Here is a 15,746-nt window from a genome sequence, read left to right as displayed (position 1 = left end):
GATGAAAACATTACATTCACAAATGCTGAAAAAATATCTTAAACAAATATCAAATGTTGTTGGTGTAATGGCAATTGGTGCATGTGCAACTCAAGCAATGGCGCATGGTGAAGCGGCGAAAATGTTACCCCTACAACAAGCCATGCAATCGGTAGGTGCAACGGTACAGCAAGACCAATATGCCAATATCTATACCATCAGCAAAAACTCGACCTTAGTCCGAGCAAAACCTAATTCAACTACCATTATGGTGAATGGGAAGCCATTAAAAATTTCGGCGCCCATTATTGTAAAAGATGGTCAAGCCATGGCATCGGAAACATTGGCGAATGAGATTTTCCAATCTGGACTTGATCAAACCTTTCAAGTTGAAACCGTAAAGCATCCGTTAAATACCTTAACGACAGAAGAAATTCAGTCAGTGACTAAAATTATTCAGGCAGATCAACGTGCACCAAAAGCATTACGTTTCAGTCGTATTCGTTTACAAGAACCTGAAAAAAATGCTGTTTGGAACAGTGTGCTGAATCATACTGAATATAAAGGCCCACGTTTAGCCGAATTCAGCTTATTACAAAGCGATAATATTATTGAGGGTGTGGTTGATCTGAACACACAACAAGTAAGAGCTTGGAAGGTCTTACCTGCAACGCATGGGATGGTGTTGTTGGATGACTTTATGATGGTACAAGAGGTCATTCAGAAAAGTCCAGAGTATAAAGCTGCGGTAGCAAAACGTGGCATTACAGATGTCACTAAAGTTGTTGGTACACCACTGACAGTAGGATACTTTGGTGGTGAAGATGGTTTAAATAAAGAACTTAGCCTACTGAAAATTGTCAGCTATCTTGATGTAGGTGATGGCAACTACTGGGCACATCCTATCGAGAATTTAGTTGCTGTCGTCGATTTAGACAAAAAGAAAATTGTCAAAATTGAAGAGGGCAGTTTAGTGCCTGTACCTATGACACCACGTCCTTATGATGGTCGTGATAAAAAGGCAGAAACACGTAAGCCTTTAAATATTGTAGAACCCGAGGGGAAAAACTATAGCATCACGGGGCAGTATATCCACTGGGGTAACTGGTGCTTCCATGTCGGGCTGGATTCACGTGTAGGTTTACAAGTTGGCACAGTCACTTTTAAAGATAAAGGTGTAAAGCGTAAGGTCATGTACCAAGGCAATCTTGGCGGCATGGTAGTTCCTTATGGTGACCCAGATATGGGTTGGTACTTCAAGTCTTATCTCGACTCTGGTGAATATGGAATGGGAACATTAACCTCCTCCATTGAGCGGGGTAAAGATGTACCTGAAAATGCGGTGTTATTGGATGCGGTGATTGCCGATTACGAAGGTAAACCAATGACGATTCCAAACGCAATTGCTGTATTTGAACGTTATGCAGGACCCGAGTTTAAACATCAGGAAATGGGGCAAACCAATGTAAGTGCTGAGCGTCGTGAGCTTGTGGTTCGTTGGATTAGCACAGTCGGTAACTATGATTACATGTTTGACTGGGTCTTCTCAGACAATGGCACCATGGGTATTAATGCGGGTGCTACAGGTATTGAAGCGGTTAAAGGGGTAAAAGCATCAACGATGCATGATGCAACAGCCAAAGAAGACACCCGTTACGGTACTTTGATTGATCATAATATTGTGGGAACAACCCATCAGCATATTTATAACTTCCGTCTAGATTTAGATGTAGATGGTGAGAACAACACACTGACCCACATGAACCCTGTTGTGAATGTCAATAAAAAAGGCATTCGTAAGAGCACGATGGAAATCGAAAAGCATGTCGTGAGTAATGAGCAAGAAGCAGCAGAGAAATTTAATCCATCGACCATTCGTTTAATCAGTAATTATTCGAAAGAGAACAAAGTTGGCAATCCAGTTTCTTATCAACTCATACCATTTGCTGGTGGTACACACCCAATTGCCAAAGGTGCAAACTTTAGTCCAGATGAATGGTTATTCAAGCGTTTAAACTTCATGGACAAGCAAATTTGGGTCACCAAATATAACCCGACAGAATTATATCCTGAGGGTGCATATCCAAACCGTTCTGACAAAGATACAGGTTTGGGGCAATTTGTTAAAAACAACGACAACATTGACAACAAAGACTTGGTCGTGTGGTTAACCACAGGTACAACGCACGTTGCTCGTGCAGAAGAATGGCCAATCATGCCAACGGAATGGGTGAATGTACTGCTTAAACCGTGGAACTTCTTCGATGAAACCCCAACTTTGAATCTAAACACACCAAAAGATACGACGACACATTCACATTAATGCTGCGATAGCAATAAAACATGCCATATCAAAACCTTGATGTGGCAAATCTTAAGATTTGGGGGAATCTATGTTTAAATCATGTGCTCAACAGTGGTTGACTGTATCACTTTTAATGTCATCAGTTTCAGTATTTGCAGAGGAAACAACGACATCTGAATCTACACCTGCAATTACAGTTGCAGGCTCTATGGCAATGTTGACGGATTATCGCTTCCGTGGTGTTTCGATGTCAAATCGTGATCCAGCCGTTCAAGGGGCTTTAAACTTTTCGCATAAATCAGGCGCCTATCTAAGTTTATGGGCATCGAATGCGGATGTTGGGGCAGGTGGGAATGTCGAAGCTGACTTTTTTGTGGGGTATATTTTACCCATCACAGAAAAATCATTTCTAGATATTAACTATGCCGATGTGAATTATCCTGGCACGATTAAAGAATTTCACACCGATTTTAGTGAATTTGGTGTGAACTACAACCATAGTGATTTGATAACGGGTGGTGACTATTTCACAGCGGGAGTGTTTTATTCACCAGAATTTGCATTTAAATCAGGTAAAGAAATTTACTTAAATACAAGTTATAAGTTCCCAGTGTATAAAAATATTAAACTTGTTTCGAGCTTGGGCTATACCAAACTGGAAGATAATGAACAGTTTGCTAAAGCATTTGGTGGCGATGGTCAGCAAGACGATTATTTCGATTATAAAATTGGTTTGGGTGCAGAAGTTTTGGGGTTAAATTCAGAGTTGGTATGGATTGACAATAATATCGATAGTGATGCCAATATTATGAAAGGAAGTGTCGTATTCTCTTTGACCAAACTGTTCTAATCTAGCAAATAATTATTTTAAAGTGATAAAAGGCTTCAAGATGATGAAGCCTTTTCCTTTTGAAAAATAAATTTTATTCGCTGCAAAATCAGGGGTGTAGTTTAATCAGGTGTTGTATGTGATGCTGTTTAACTATGCTATATTTATGCATAAAATTATATTTTCAAGACACAGTATTGCAAATGTTAAGACTGCTTCATTTGTTCTTTTTTCGGGTACTCATTCTGATTTTTCTATTGATGAATGTTGCTATGGCTGAAAATGCAGATGTACAAATGGATGAGTTTATTGGTGATGAAATTTTCAATTATTATCAGCATCTTGCAGAGCAGCATAATGAAGAAGAAAATGATTATAGCGTAGCGAATAATGACTTTTATGAAAATGAATATATTCGGGTGTTTAATTACACCGCTTATAATTCTGATAATTTTACGAACAAACTTGGTACAGGTCAGTTCAATAGTTCAGATTTGGATGCCTTAAAAATATCATTTGGCTATGGAATTGAAATTAAACTGAATAAGCGAAATAAACTCGGTTATGAATATCTGTCAAATTTCCCCCATGATCGAGGACAGTTAATCCGATTCTTTTGGCTCCGTTTATTCTAAAATGCCATAATATTTTTCAGGTTTTACCTAAGTAGGTCTTGCAGAATAATCTTTTTCATACGTGTAAGTGCTGAATAGGCTTGGGGATGAGTCGCTAAGATTTGTGCAAGGTTATCGGGGATCACTTGCCAACTAATACCAAATACATCTTTGCACCAACCACACCAACTTTCCGAACCGTGTTCAGTAAAATAATTCCAGTAATAATCAATTTCTTGCTGTGTTTTACAGGGAATTACAAAAGAAACAGATTCATTAAAATCAAAAATATGCAGATCAGGACTATCTTTTGCTATAAATTTAAGATGGTTCAAGCTAAAAATACTGTTTTGGATTTTTCCTTTCAAGTCTCCTGAAGAGTAGCGAAGCCGCTGATGACGTTGAAATTCTGGAAAAATTTTTTGATAGTATTGCAAGGCTTGCGAACACTGGTTTTGATGGATACCGCAAAATAATAAATGGGGCAGAATGTGTTGTTGTGTTTTACCGTAGTTACCTAGTTGTAATTGCCAAGTATAGCCAAACTGATCTTGAACCCAACCATAATAAGCATTCCAAGAATAATGCCCGAGATCAATAAGACTTGCACCACCGAGAATAAGTTTTTGCCACAATGTCGTAATTTCTTGGCGGCTATTGCAAATGACAGTAAAAGAAATGGCTGGATTAGGTAAGAAATAGGGACCACCATTAATCCCAATAAAGCATTGATTGGACAAAGATGCTTTTACGACAGTCGGATTATGTTCAAGGATCATGCTGTTTGGAAAAACTGAGCAATAGAATTCAAATGCTTCTAACGCTTGATTGTCAAACCACAAAGCAGGATAGATCGTAAGATGCATGCATGCTCCTTGTGTTTAGGTCCTATAGGGTTGAATTTTAACTGAGTACGAAGTGGCAATATGTAATATTTTGATGAAAAAAGCGCAACAGAAGTTGCGCTTAACTTAATACTAGAATTTATACTTTGCTTTGCGGTTTGAGTTGTTGGGTTAAACCATTGATATCACCACCATGCAGTCCAAGTTCGCTCATTAGGCTATCGATTAATGGAGCTTGCGAACGATAGCGTAAAGCACTATTCACAACTTGGTCGGACAGTGAAGCAGTTGAATGTTCAGGCGTCGATTCATGACCATGAGGATGTGCAACACTTCCCAAACCATTCACCTGCAAAATTTTAATATCATCAATACCTTCCATTGGTTTAACGCTTTCACGAATAATTTCAGGCAGATATTTAAGTAAAGCCAGTCGAATTTGCATTTCAACTTGCTCAGATGACAAGGTGTTATTCGCCTCGTGTACAGCGCGAGTTCCTTCAGCATCTACTTGATATTGTTTTTCCATGGCTTGTGCCAGTAGAACTTTAGCATCTGCTTCACCTTTGGCGTGTAGGCGGGCTTTTTCAGCTTCCGCTTCCGCAGCAATTCGAATTGCTTCTGCTTCGTCCACAGCGGCTTTTTTACCAGCTTCGGCAGCGACCGTAATTGCAATGGCATCTTTTTCAGCAGCTTGTTTTGCTGCAACCAATTCAACCGCTTTTTCACGTTCAGCACGTTGCGTTTCACGGACAGTAAGCACTTCTTCTTCTGCTTTAACTGCCTGAGCACGGGCTTGATCTGCTTGAGCTTTGGCTTCTGATTCTGCGCGGGACTTTTCAGCAATCGCAATTGCACGATCTTGCTCTGCCAATTCAATGGTTTTCTTTTGCTCGACTTGGGCTTTTTGAATGAGTTGGGCTTTTAAAATATTTTCATTTTCTACATCACGGGCAGAAGCGATACGCTTTAATTCAACTTCACGTTCAGCAGCAATTTGTGCTTCTTCTGCCTCACGTTTTTTAGCTGCTTCTTGTGCTGCAATTTCAGCAAGCTGTTCTGCTCGACGGACTGAAATTTCGCGTTCTTGTTGTAATTTGGCATATTCTTCTTCACGTAAAATTTGTAAACGTGCTTGCTCGGCTTCTAAGTTTTTAGTTTTAATTGCAAGATCTGCATCTTGTTCAATCACATTACGTTTTTTACGGCGGTCTTCAATGGTTTCTGTAAGTTTGGTTAAACCTTCTGCATCGAACGCATTTTGCGGATTAAAGTATTTAAAACTGGTCTGATCTAAACCAGTTAAAGACACGGTTTCAAGTTCTAGACCATTCTTGAATAAATCTTCTGATACGACTTGTTGAACTTTTTGCACGAAGTCCACACGTTTTTCATGTAGTTCTTCCATTGCCATTTCAGCAGCGACCGCACGCAAAGAGTCAACAAATTTGCCTTCCACCAAATTCTTCAGTTCATTGGGAGACATGGTTTTTCGACCTAAAGTCTGAGCGGCTGTTGCAATCGATTCAGCAGTCGGTTTTACCCGCACATAAAACTCTGCCATTACATCTACACGCATACGATCACGTGTAATGAGCGCTTGTTCTTCTGCACGAACCACTTCAAGTCGAAGGGTATTCATGTTAACTGGAATAATTTCGTGCAATACAGGAAGAACAATGGCACCACCATTCAAGATGACCTTCTCGCCACCAAATCCTGTACGGACAAATGAAATTTCTTTGCTTGAACGTTGATATAAGCGGGCGACTATAAAGCCAATAGCAATAATTGCGACAAAAATAATGCCTGCAATTACTAACAGATTGATAAGATTTGAATTTAGCATCGTATACTCAAAATTTAAGTGTTATTAAGTTTCAGAACGTATGGCTTGAAAGCCAATTTTTGTTTTTTGGGTCAGAATCACTTGCTGACCTTGTTTAAAAGCATCTTCTTGTTCTGGTTCAACCAAAACATAATGAATTTGTCCAAATTGATCTTTGACTTTGGCTTGAGCAGGGGAATGGGGTTTAGCAATACCAATCACAATTACGGCAGTACGACCGACCAATTCTTCACTAAATATTGCAGTAGTTTCGTCTTGCGGTAAAACTCTTGAAACAACTTTCGCGGTGAAACGGACCAATGGCATACACAAGAAGAAGCTGGCAGGTGCTAAGAGCCAAGCACTCCAATAGGTTTCTGTAAATAAGTGAGCAACTGTTTGTAATAGCAGTCCAAACAGCCCAAAAATGGTAAGAAAGATAATAACCCAGATTAATAAAGGCACACGCCCCAAATATAACCAGTCTAAAACTTGTAACAACCAACTGGCTTCAGTATCTATATCGACTTCAGGTGAAGTGAGATCAGCGGGTAAAAGTTGGTCGAGAATACCTTGAGTGCCACCGCCCAATAACAATAAAGTCAGCTCAAAAAAGGCAAAGAGAAAGAGTAGGCATATAGAAATGCTAAAAATGAGATTTGACGGGTGCGTCACAAGTTCCCACATGATCGAATTCTCTTTTTTTTAATGTTATTTATAACAAATAAAATACAAATTTGTTCTTTATTGTCTAAGATAGCACCGAAATGAGAATAAGTCTAAAAAACTTTGAGACAAAAAAATACGCAACGATTGGGGTGATCATTGCGTAGAACAACGAATCTGTTTGCACAGTTCGGTTAAGGAGAAATGTTATCAATTTAGGATTTCCTAAATCATGGGATAATGTTAATCGTAATGAGTCTCAAGGTCATGAGCAATCACGTTACTTCATGTTAAATCACGTTAATAATTGGAGAGTCTTGTGATTGGGGCGATGTTTTTTTATTCTAAAAAATTAAAGGTCTTATAAAAGACCTTTAATTTGTGATGTTGCTCAAACATGTTTAGAAGTGAAATACACCTAAACCGGATTTGACTTCATCTAATGTTTGTTGGGTAATATCGCGGCATTTATCTGTGCCAGCCTTTAAAATGTCCATAATATAATCTGGATCTTTGGCAAGCTCGATACGACGTTCACGAATTGGTCCGATTAATTCTTTCAAGACACCTTCCAAGCGTTTTTTCACCGTACCATCGCCTAAACCACCACGACGATAGTGTGCTTTCAACTCTTCGACTTCTTCTTTATTCGGATCAAAAGCATCTAAATAAGTAAATACGATATTCCCTTCGACTTGACCCGGATCTTCAATACGCAGGTGGTTCGGATCGGTATACATTGCATTTACGGCTTTTTTAATGTCTTTATCGCTTGCATCAAGCACAATGGTGTTGCCTAATGATTTTGACATTTTTGCTTTACCATCAAAGCCTGGTAAACGACTCATATTAGAAAGCAGTGCTTTACATTCTGGTAATAGGTCTTGACCGATTTGACGGTTAATACGACGAACAATTTCATTGGTTTGTTCAATCATTGGAATTTGGTCTTCACCAACAGGAACAACAGTGGCTTTAAATGCGGTAATGTCAGCAGCTTGAGCGACTGGATAGCATAGGAAGCCTGCTGGAATATCACGTTCAAAACCACGCATCTGAATTTCAGATTTAATGGTTGGATTACGCTCTAAACGTGAAACGGTCACGAAGTTGAGATACAACATCGTAAGTTCATTTAATGCAGGTAAGCAAGATTGAACACAGATGGTGGTTTTGGTTGGGTCAATACCAACTGCTAAGTAATCGGTAGCAACTTCAATAATATTACGACGTACTTTTTCAAAATTGTCGGCATTGTCAGTCAATGCTTGCGCATCAGCCAATAAAAGATGTTGATGATGTGAATCTTGTAGACCCACACGTGAACGTAACGAACCAACAAAATGACCTAAGTGAAGTTGCCCTGTAGGACGGTCGCCAGTCAAAATGACTGGACGATTATCTTGATTACTCATTTTCTTTTCCAAAAAGTAGTGTTTTTTACTACATCTGCAGTCAATTAATGGGCTACATTGTACGGCATAATTTTTTTTAATGTCAGTCAGAAAAAAATAGAAGTAGAAAAAAATTAAATCCGAACATAAATCATCAGGTAAATACAGTTTTTTTCTGCATATCCCATTAAAATAGAGCAAACTTCTTAGGATAAATATAATGGCAAGTAGCTTATTAATATTATTAGATGATATTGCGACTGTATTAGATGACGTTGCTGTCATGAGTAAAGTGGCTGCCAAGAAAACAGCGGGTGTTTTGGGGGATGACTTGGCACTCAATGCACAACAGGTCAGCGGTTTACGTGCAGAACGCGAATTGCCTGTAGTCTGGAGTGTCGCCAAGGGTTCTTTTGTGAATAAATTGATTTTGGTGCCACTGGCACTATTGATCAGTGTAGTGGCGCCGTGGCTGATTAATCCTTTATTGATGATTGGCGGTTTATTCTTATGTTATGAAGGCGTAGAAAAAGTTTTACACAGTTTGCAACATCGTAAGGCGAGCAATGAGAAGGAAGCAGAAGAAGAGCTTCACACCATTGAAACTGACCTAGTGACCTATGAGAAAGAGAAAATTAAAGGTGCCGTTCGCACTGACTTTATTCTGTCTGCAGAGATTGTGGTGATTTCTTTAGGTACAGTAGCTACAGCGACGTTTATGAGTAAACTGACTGTACTCAGCATTATTGCGATTGCAATGACCATCGGTGTATACGGATTTGTCGGATTGATTGTCAAAATTGATGATATTGGGCTGTACTTAACTCAACAAGGCTCGAATACGAAACAGAAAGTGGGACGCTTTTTATTGGCTTTTGCACCTAAGCTCATGAAAACATTAACCGTAGTTGGCACAATTGCAATGTTCTTGGTGGGTGGTGGGATTATTAACCATGCAGTACCGCTTATCCATCATTTTACCGAAGATACAGTTGATCACTTAGAGTTAATTCCTAATTTTGGCAGTATTGTTGGTGCATTAACGCCAACTTTAATTAATTTGATGATTGGTATTGCCGCGGGTTTGGCAGTGATTCTTGTACTAACTGTGTTTAAAAAGATTTGGCCGAATTCAAAACAGGCTTAAGCTTAAAAGGTCTACTTCATAAAAATAAGGAATAAGGCTATGCGTTGGAAAGGTCGTCGTGTCAGTAGCAATATAGAAGACCGTCGTGGCGGTGGTACAGGTCGCAAAATGGGTGGCTTCAGTATTCTAGGCTTGGTGGTTGCATTTGTCGCATGGAAATTTTTTGGAGTAGATCCACAGCAGGCATATCAAGCTACTCAGCAAGTAACACAGCAAGCTTCGATTGGTGCGGAAACCAAAGGTTTGGATAATCCAACCCCAGAGCAGCAAGAAGCCATGGATTTTATTGGAACAGTGTTGGCAGATACTGAAGACACGTGGAATGTGGTGTTTCAGCAGCAATTGAATCAGCAGTATACCGCACCAAAACTGGTGATGTTTACTGGAGCTGTGAATTCAGGTTGTGGTGCAGCGCAAGCGGCTATGGGGCCATTTTATTGCCCAGTCGATCAGAAAGTTTATATTGATACCACTTTCTTTAAAGATATGCGTCAGCAAATGGGCATTGGTGGTGAACAAAACCAAACAGAACTGACTCGCCAAGATCAAGCGGGCGACTTTGCTCAAGCCTATGTAGTTGCACATGAGGTTGGACACCATGTGCAGAATCTTTTGGGAATTTCCGATCAGGTTCATAAAGCACGCACGCAGACTTCGAAAGTTGAAGCGAATCAACTGTCTGTGCGTCAAGAATTACAAGCCGATTGTTTAGCAGGTATTTGGGCCTATCATAACCAACAGCGCACTCAGTTTTTGCAACAGGGTGATATTGAAGAAGCGATGGATGCTGCGCACAAAATTGGGGATGATTACTTACAGAAGCAATCAACAGGACAGGTTGTTCCTGATAGCTTTACACATGGTTCGAGTGTGCAGAGGATGAAATGGTTTCAAGCAGGTCTTAAATCAGGCAACTTAAAAGACTGCGATACCTTTAATCAAGCGATTTAATTTTTAAGCTGAATGCAAAAGGCGTAATTTAAATTACGCCTTTTCTATGTGTGTTTTATACACAGTCTGCCCCTATTCAGCATGAATTTTACTGACAAAGTTTTGCTTGAAATTACTGATCTAAACGTATGGACCTGAATATAATTCGATGAAGATGCTGTCATCACACAGCGCTGTATATTTGATTTAAAGCTGCGGCAATTGACCAAATTGTTATTGATTAAAATGAAAACTTCTTAGCATTGCCGCGTAAGATGAGGTAATGAAGTCACAGAGGAAATTTGGAAAGATTGAGCGTAAATATAAAAAATTAAAGTCTGTGCTTTAAATAAAAGCTGAATCTCTGTTTTGATTTTTCGGCGTTGTTTGGTTTGAGTAAATAAGCCGAATGTTCAAGATTGTACAACAATATAATAATGAGACAGATGAGTAAGAAATCTCTAGGTATTAATTTAAGAAAAAATCACACCTAATAGGTTGATTTCAATACCTTAAAGGTATTGTTTCTGATGTTAATTATCATATTGGTTAAACTTAGCTTATTAAAATAATGAATCATAATTCATTATTTATGAATAATAATTCGATACTTATACTGAAAAGACAAAGACTTAGTCTCAATTTCATTGCAAACGGAATGGTAATTTGTATAAAAAACAAAAAATAGCCTTCGACTAAAGCATATATAGTCGATATAAGACTTATCTGTCACATTTTGGCTCAAGAAATGTTCAGTGGAATGAACAAACAATAATTTGCACTGGTGATGGATAGGGAATTTAGGATGACGACTCAAAAGATGTCTGTGCGTTTAAAAACGTTAGTATTAGCGATGGGTGTGGTTGCAGCAGGAACTGTACAGGCAGATACCAATACGGAAGTTGAACAATTACGTAAAGAGGTTCAAGAGTTGCGAGGCATGTTAGAGCAATATGCACAGCAGCAAAAGCAAATGAACACGCAGCAGCAGAATTATCAGGTTCAGGCTGCTACACAAACTCCGCCAGCAAAACCAGTAGCAGAGAAAAAAGGTTTAGGCATTACGGTCGGTGGTGCAGAAGTTAATTTCTACGGTAATGTCCGTGCAGATGCGACTTATCAGATTGATGGTGGTCCAAGCAGAGCGCATCCATATAACCAAATCAATAAAGCTGCTTTAGACGGAGCGCCAGGAAATAGTGATCTTTTCAAATCTACTTTAGCTGCAACACGCTTAGGTTTTGATTTTAAGACGCCAACTCAGGTGGGTGATGTTGCTGGTAAAGTTGAAGTCGACTTTTTGGGCAGCAATGATACTTTACGTATTCGTCATGCATACTTAACTTATGCCAACTGGCTCATTGGTCAAACATGGTCAAACTTTGCTGTACCTGATTATATGCCAGAAACGATTGATGCTTTAGGTTATGTCGGTGGTGCAGTTAAGCGCACTCCACAAGTACGTTATACCAGTACTTTTACGCCAGAAACTAACTTAATCTTTGCATTGGAAGATTCTAAATATAGTTCAGATTCAGTCTCTGGAACGGCTTGGACCTTGGGTTCAGATCCAGATAACCAAATGCGTATTCCTGCTCTAACTGCTCGTTTGAATCATAAATTTGCCAACAATGCTGGTATTGTTTCAGCCCGTACCATGGTGGTAGATAAGCAAACTTCTGATGATGAAAAAGTGGCTTGGGGCGTAGGCTTAGGAACAAAATACAATGTCACACCAAGTACGACCTTAAAAGCAGATTACTACCATGTCAAAGGGGATAATAGCTTTGTATCGTGGTCAAACCCAGGCTATGCAATTGATGCCAATAAAAATATTCAACAAAGTGAATTTGACTCAATTACGGTTGGTATTACTCAGCAGTTTAATCCGAAGTGGCGTGGTACATTGGGTTATGGTTATATGAAGCATGATACAGATTTGGATTATATCAATGCATCTAAAAGCCCAAGCGCTTTGAATAAAGACTTATGGCAAACTTGGGCGAATGTATTTTATAGCCCAATTAAACCAGTGAGTTTAGGTCTTGAATACACCTATGGTGAACGTGAAACCTTCTCTGCACCCAATGCAACAACGCCTTTAACCAGTAAAACAGGTGAAGAAAATCGTGTAAACGTGGTTGCACTGTATAATTTCTAAATATTCAGTTCAAATAAAAAAAAGAGGCATAAGCCTCTTTTTTTATTTATTTAAACAATTATTTGGCTGAAATTAAAAGTTACAAAAAGAGGATGGATGAACAAAAAGTAGATTAAATTAGAAACACTTAAAACAGAGTTAAAAAATAATAATAAGGTTTTTGGTAAAAATTCAGCATAATGTTGCGCTTTCATTTCAGCAGTGATCAATTGAGAAATTGATATTATCGTATAGGTCTATTTGTTCACCCGATATAAATGGATCTAGATGAACATGCAAAATACCAAAGGAACAAGGAGCTTGGAATGAGTTTACCCCTCATGAAGAAGCCTAGGATTCGGCAAAGTTTGGCAGTTACCATTGCAACTTTGATGATGACAGTGACTCACGCAGCGTCTGTTGAGCAAGAGGAAATTGCACGATTAAGAGCTGAAGTTGAAGCATTAAAAGCTTTGATTCAGCAAAATCTTCCACAAATACAACAAGCAGCAGTGGTAAGTCATAGAACAAAACTACAAATTACTACATCTAAAGCTGTTCATTCCATAAGTACAGAAAAAGCATCACCGTTACAGGTCAAAGCCTCGAGTGGTTCTGAAGTTAAGCTCTACGGATTTGTCCGTGGCGATACCTCTTACCAATTTGATGGTGGCGATGCGATTTTTAACCGTATTAATGCGGTAGCCTTGAGTGATGTAACAAATAAAAATAAAATAGAAGATCGTTTTTATAGTACCGCGACCACAACCCGTTTAGGTCTAGATTTTAAAGCACCGATTCAAGATCAAGATGTTGGGGGGAAGGTCGAAGTCGATTTCCGTGGCAGTCATGATTCACTACGCATTCGCCATGCTTATTTAACTCTGAATAACTGGTTATTTGCTCAAATGACCTCGACTTTTATAGCCACTGGCTTACAACCTGAAATGCTTGATTTTAATGCACCCTTAGGGATTGGTGCGTTTCGTACCCCAATGGTGCGTTATAGCGATAAATTCAATGCAGACACATCATATGTTCTGGGTTTAGAAAAAGAGCATGATGACAATCGCTTCTCGGTATTTACAGCAAAGCTGAAACACAACTGTTTAGAAGCTAAGGGAACCACTTCTTTAGGTGCTTTATCACAGGAATTTCGTGCTACAGATGCAGATAATAAAACCGCATTTAGTTGGGGCCTAGGTTTAGGTACAAGTTATAAGTTGTCTGAACAACTTCACGTGGTGGGAGATTATTCCCATGTCAAAGGTGATGACAAATTCTTCTTATATACCAATATAGCCTACAATATCAGCCCGACTACAACCTACCTTAACTTAAATGAGTTTGATGCCTTAACGGTAGGTACAATTTATCAATTCAATCCTAAAGTACGCAGTACTTTGGGGGATGGTCTTATGTTGGCAAATGACAGGAATGACTTTGCTGACGGTTTAGTATCTATAGATACTGTACAAAACAAGACCTTGCAACAAGTTTGGCTCAATGTGATGTATAGCCCTGTGACTCCAGTCACGCTAGGGATGGAATATGTCTATGGTGAGCGAGAAACTTTCTCTGGCAAAAAGGGAAAGATAATCGCGTAGGTGCTATGGCACGTTACAACTTCTAAAACTCTTGCTCTAAAGTCAAACTGCAAGCGCTTTGTATAAGCAGTATGTTTCACTGTTTGTACAAAGCTGCTTATAGCTTTTCCTACATAGAGCGTTATTATTTATCTGTATAACAACAGATAAAATTGACGGACAAGAATTATGGCACTTACTTTTAATGCATTCTATACGCTTATTGCGGCAGTCATTGTATTGTTATTGGGGCGATTCCTGGTGAATCGCATCGATTTTTTACGTCGTTATAATATTCCTGAACCAGTTGCAGGTGGTTTGATTGCAGCGCTTCTTTCCCTAGTTGTATACAACATTTGGGGTTTTAGCATCAGTACAAGCAGTGAATTACAAACCAGCTTTATGCTTATTTTCTTTGCTTCAATTGGTTTAAGTGCAAATTTTTCAAAATTGAAAGAAGGTGGAATGGGCTTGGTGATCTTCCTGATTGCTGTTGCTTCATTCATTGTGGTACAGAATTTTGTCGGTATGAGTCTTGCGACTTTATTGGGTATTGATCCACTGATCGGTCTTATCGCAGGTTCAATTACCTTAACAGGTGGCCACGGTACTGCGGGCGCTTGGGGTGAAATTCTGGAAGTTGAGCATGGGATTAAAGGTGCATTAGCGCTGGGTATGGCAAGTGCCACTTTTGGCTTGATCATTGGTGGTTTAATTGGTGGTCCATTGGCGAAAATGTTGATCAACCGTTATCAACTTGCACAACCTAAAACCAATGCTCAGATCGAGAAGCGTGATCATACGCCAATGACAGCTCAAGAGGCAGAACAATCAGCACCCTTTGAATATCCACATCAGGTACGTTTGATTACTGCTGATAATGCGATTACCACCTTAGGGATGTTTGCCGCATGTCTTGCATTTGCCGAGTTTATGACGGGTTTTAGTAAGGGTACGTGGTTTGAATTGCCTACCTTTGTTTGGACATTGGGTGGTGGTGTAATTTTACGTAACATCCTTGAGAGCGTGTTCAAAGTAAGTATTTTTGACCGCGCGATTGATGTGTTTGGTAATGCGTCACTTTCTTTGTATTTGGCCATGGCATTACTTTCGCTGAAATTATGGCAACTTGCAGACCTTGCTGGTCCGTTGGTTGTCATTTTAGGTGCACAAACCATTACCATGGCGCTTTATGCAGCCTTTGTGACATTCCGAGTCATGGGAAAAAATTACGATGCAGCCGTACTTTCTGCGGGGCATTGTGGCTTCGGTATGGGAGCAACACCGACTGCTGTTGCCAATATGCAAGCCATCACCAACATGTATGGTGCTTCACATAAAGCTTTTTTGATTGTTCCGCTTTGTGGGGCATTCTTCGTTGACTTGATCAACGCCACTGTTATTCAACTTATTCTTAAGTTCTTTGCTTAAGAGGAAGCAAAAGGTCTTGTTCTCAAGGCCTTTTTTGAATTGCTAAACACTA

General features: G+C 39.4%; 11 protein-coding genes and 1 pseudogene. 8 read left to right on the top strand and 4 right to left on the bottom strand.

Going from position 1 to position 15,746, the window contains the following annotated elements; all coding sequences use genetic code 11:
- Position 1 precedes the first annotated feature (1 nt).
- The 3 genes from tynA to M5E07_RS11770 all read left to right on the top strand — a co-directional run bounded on the left by tynA (position 2) and on the right by M5E07_RS11770 (position 3,748).
- Positions 2–2,302: a primary-amine oxidase gene (gene tynA / locus M5E07_RS11780; RefSeq protein WP_252219449.1), complete on the top strand. Its 2,301-nt coding sequence runs from the start codon at positions 2–4 to the stop codon at positions 2,300–2,302.
- Positions 2,303–2,372: 70 nt separating this feature from the next.
- Positions 2,373–3,134: a TorF family putative porin gene (locus M5E07_RS11775; RefSeq protein WP_252219447.1), complete on the top strand. Its 762-nt coding sequence runs from the start codon at positions 2,373–2,375 to the stop codon at positions 3,132–3,134.
- Positions 3,135–3,385: 251 nt separating this feature from the next.
- Positions 3,386–3,748, top strand: coding sequence for a hypothetical protein (locus M5E07_RS11770; RefSeq protein WP_252219444.1), 363 nt, complete (start codon positions 3,386–3,388; stop codon positions 3,746–3,748).
- Between the two features lie 23 nt (positions 3,749–3,771).
- On the opposite strand, the gene M5E07_RS11765 is transcribed toward M5E07_RS11770, so the two are convergent.
- The 4 genes from M5E07_RS11765 to trpS form a co-directional block, all read right to left on the bottom strand.
- On the bottom strand, positions 3,772–4,593 hold the full coding sequence (locus M5E07_RS11765) for a VOC family protein (RefSeq protein ID WP_252219441.1): 822 nt from the start codon (positions 4,591–4,593) through the stop codon (positions 3,772–3,774).
- Between the two features lie 118 nt (positions 4,594–4,711).
- Positions 4,712–6,421 carry a flotillin family protein gene (locus tag M5E07_RS11760; RefSeq protein ID WP_116759792.1) on the bottom strand — a complete coding sequence of 570 codons (1,710 nt, stop codon included), beginning with the start codon at positions 6,419–6,421 and terminating at the stop codon, positions 4,712–4,714.
- A 24-nt stretch (positions 6,422–6,445) separates the two neighbouring features.
- On the bottom strand, positions 6,446–7,087 hold the full coding sequence (locus tag M5E07_RS11755) for a YqiJ family protein (RefSeq protein ID WP_116759790.1): 642 nt from the start codon (positions 7,085–7,087) through the stop codon (positions 6,446–6,448).
- A gap of 380 nt (positions 7,088–7,467) precedes the next feature.
- Positions 7,468–8,481, bottom strand: coding sequence for a tryptophan--tRNA ligase (gene trpS / locus M5E07_RS11750; RefSeq protein WP_116759788.1), 1,014 nt, complete (start codon positions 8,479–8,481; stop codon positions 7,468–7,470).
- Positions 8,482–8,680: 199 nt separating this feature from the next.
- Here trpS and M5E07_RS11745 point away from each other — a divergent pair, with 199 nt between their 5' ends.
- From M5E07_RS11745 to gltS, 5 genes and pseudogenes are all read left to right on the top strand, one after another.
- The gene (locus M5E07_RS11745; RefSeq protein WP_252219438.1) at positions 8,681–9,607 is read left to right on the top strand and encodes a DUF808 domain-containing protein; all 927 of its coding nucleotides are present in this window, start codon (positions 8,681–8,683) and stop codon (positions 9,605–9,607) included.
- Between the two features lie 39 nt (positions 9,608–9,646).
- Positions 9,647–10,558, top strand: a complete 912-nt coding sequence (gene ypfJ / locus M5E07_RS11740; protein WP_252219435.1) for a KPN_02809 family neutral zinc metallopeptidase — start codon at positions 9,647–9,649, stop codon at positions 10,556–10,558.
- Between the two features lie 784 nt (positions 10,559–11,342).
- Positions 11,343–12,698 carry a DcaP family trimeric outer membrane transporter gene (locus M5E07_RS11735; protein WP_252219432.1) on the top strand — a complete coding sequence of 452 codons (1,356 nt, stop codon included), beginning with the start codon at positions 11,343–11,345 and terminating at the stop codon, positions 12,696–12,698.
- Positions 12,699–13,003: 305 nt separating this feature from the next.
- Positions 13,004–14,310: pseudogene (locus tag M5E07_RS11730) on the top strand (DcaP family trimeric outer membrane transporter).
- Positions 14,311–14,452: 142 nt separating this feature from the next.
- Positions 14,453–15,694, top strand: a complete 1,242-nt coding sequence (gene gltS / locus M5E07_RS11725) for a sodium/glutamate symporter (protein ID WP_252219430.1) — start codon at positions 14,453–14,455, stop codon at positions 15,692–15,694.
- The last annotated feature ends 52 nt before the right edge of the window (positions 15,695–15,746 follow it).

It is taken from the genome of Acinetobacter tibetensis, assembly GCF_023824315.1.
Classification (GTDB): Bacteria; Pseudomonadota; Gammaproteobacteria; order Pseudomonadales; family Moraxellaceae; genus Acinetobacter; species Acinetobacter tibetensis.
The sequence above is the reverse complement of the archived record's forward strand: the minus strand, read 5'-3'. Positions and strand labels throughout refer to the sequence as shown.